The sequence below is a fragment of the Flavobacterium sp. genome (genome assembly GCF_036741995.1).
Taxonomy (GTDB): domain Bacteria; phylum Bacteroidota; class Bacteroidia; order Flavobacteriales; family Flavobacteriaceae; genus Flavobacterium.
The window spans coordinates 1-2,691 of sequence record NZ_DAINRG010000100.1; the positions used below are offsets into that span (position 1 = coordinate 1).

Annotated in this window: 1 protein-coding gene and 1 pseudogene; one reads left to right on the top strand and one right to left on the bottom strand. The window is 36.2% G+C overall.

Features of this window, described 5'->3' with window-relative positions; all coding sequences use genetic code 11:
• Positions 1-249, bottom strand: a 249-nt coding sequence (locus tag V7D82_RS13620; RefSeq protein ID WP_333601499.1) for a hypothetical protein, incomplete at its 3' end; no start/stop codon positions are given.
• Positions 250-710: 461 nt separating this feature from the next.
• Here V7D82_RS13620 and V7D82_RS13625 point away from each other — a divergent pair.
• Positions 711-2,691: pseudogene (locus V7D82_RS13625) on the top strand (hypothetical protein); the annotation flags it as partial.

Genomic DNA, 2,691 nt, shown 5'->3' on the forward strand with positions numbered 1-2,691 from the left:
TACATAAATCAAATCTCCTTCTTTGGCTTCCTGATATGTAGCTAATACGGATAACTTAGGCGTTTTTGGAGACAAACCATCGTTGTAATCATTGCCAATAACCAATGTGTAGACATCACCTTTGGTGGACATATCATTAACATAGAAAGTAGTAGCGGTTGATTTTTGATTAAGAAATACCACAAAGCCCAGCATCAAGCAATACTGTCGTTTTTGTTTTGAAAGATTGAATTGTAAAAATGAAATCATATCAATCAATATATGTTAAGGATTTCTTAAATCAAATGTAACAATTTGAATATCAAATTTAAAAATAATTAGGATTGTAATTGGTAAATAATCAAAGTATTATAATAATTAAGTTACTTTTTTTAAATTATTTAACCTAATGCTTGTTTTTTCTTAATGGATGCAAGTTTTTAACAGCTGAAAATTATAGTCATATTCCATATCATGGAAAATATTTAAGGTTTAAGTCTAAGTCTTTGATTTTTACGTATATCATTACTGTAGCAACAAAAAACGGTGCATATTTCTGTTGATAACTTCGTTTTATATGTTAATAAGTGCGTTTAAATTGTTAATAACCACACTTAGAATGTCATTCATAGAGTTTTTTGGTAAAACAACGGGAAACTTTACTAAAGCACTGACGTTGTGTTAATTTTGCTGAATCAAATACAAGCCCGTTTTATATTTAAAGAAGAACTATGAAAAGATTTTTACTATTGTTAATAACCGTTTTGCTTTTTTCCATTAATGGCTTTGCGCAATGCACCATTTCTGGAACTGCTCCAAATTCGAGCTCCTATACTTGCAGTTCGTTCAGCTCTTGTGCCATAGTGTATGTTGGAGACGGAACGAACCCAACAAATATGGTAATGAATGCCAACTTAGATTTAACGTGTTTGGGAGCTATACAGTTTGTTGTTAGGAATAATGCCAACATTGATTTTTCTAATGGAAATTATGATTTAAACTTTGCTGCCGGTTCTTCCATTATAGTTGAAACAGGTGGTAATATAAGTGCGGGTAGTAATTGCAGTGCTTCGGATTTAATTAAAATTGGAGGTGTAAAAGTAGCTTCTTGTAATGGACAAGGTGGTGCCTTAGAGGATTTCCCTACTTTAGTTACGAATGGAGGTTATAATGTTGTTGGTGCTTCAGCCACTTCTATTTGTGGTTCAGGTACTTCTACTATTACAGCTATTGTAAATCCTGCTCCAACAGCCTCTACAACATATAAATTTTATACTGTTGCCAGTGGAGGATCCCCATTTTACACTTACACAGCAAGTACAAGTCCTTATACCGGGACATATACTACCGGGACATTATCCACAACTACAACTTATTATGTTGAAGCCACTACAGGTTCAGTTACTACTGCAAGAAAAGCAGTTGTTATTACAGTCAATGCTTTACCAGCAGCACCAACGGTTTCGCTGACACAGCCAACTTGTTCAGTAGCTACCGGAACTATAACTATTACGGCTCCAACGGGTTCTGGTTATACTTATAGTACTAATAATTCTACTTATACTAATACAACTGGTGTTTTTGCTTCAATGGCTTCCGGAACATATAGTGTAACTGCTAAAAATTCTTCAGGATGTATTTCTTTGGTAACTAGCGCTACCATCAATGCTCAACCAGCAACTCCGGGACAACCAACTCTTGGTTCTTTGGCACATCCAACTTGTTCTTCAACTAATGGAACTTTTACTATTTCCAATTACAATGCATCTTATACTTACACAGCTTCTCCATCAACCGGAGTGTCAATTTCTGGCTCAACAGTAACCGCTCCTTCCGGAACTTATACTGTTACTGCTACATCTGGAGCATGTTCTTCAGTGGCATCAGCAAGTGTAACTCTAAATGCACAACCAACTAATACATGGAATGGAACTGTATGGTCATCCGGTTCAGCTCCAACAAGTGCTCAAAAAATTGTCTTTTCCGGAAATTATTCGTCATCCTCTGATGTCGTTGGTTGTTCTTGTCATGTTAGTGGTGGAACTGTTACGATTAATTCAGGAAATACTTTGACAATAACAAATGCAGTTACAGTTGCAGGAGGTGGCTCTTTAACATTTGAAGATGGTGCCAGTTTGGTGCAAATAAATGATGCTGCTTCAAACTCAGGGAATATTACCTATAAAAGAAAAACTACCGCTCTTAAACAATACGATTATACTTATTGGTCATCACCGGTTGCCAGCGCAACTTTAAGTCAACTGGCCACTAATTCGCTTTTCTATTATTTTAGTCCAACTATTAATAATTGGGTATATCAAACGGGTTCAGCTACTATGTCACCTGGTGTAGGTTACATAGCCAGAGCACCAAGCGGGACTTACAGTCCGACACAAATTGTTCAAACCAGTTTTGTTGGTACTCCCAATAATGGTGTGATAACAACTCCTATTGTAAAAAGCTCAGGGACTTATAGTTTAATCGGTAATCCCTATCCATCAGCGATTGATATTGATTTGTTCCTTACAGATGCTTCTAATACAGGAGTGGTGAATGGTACTGTTTATTTTTGGACCCATAACACGGCTATTACCAATAATAATTATACTGTTAATGATTATGCCAAATATAATTTTACAGGTAGCGTAAGAACTTCCACTTCAGCTGCTTCAGGTGGCGCTTTGCCAACGGGTAAAATCGCTGCCGGACAAG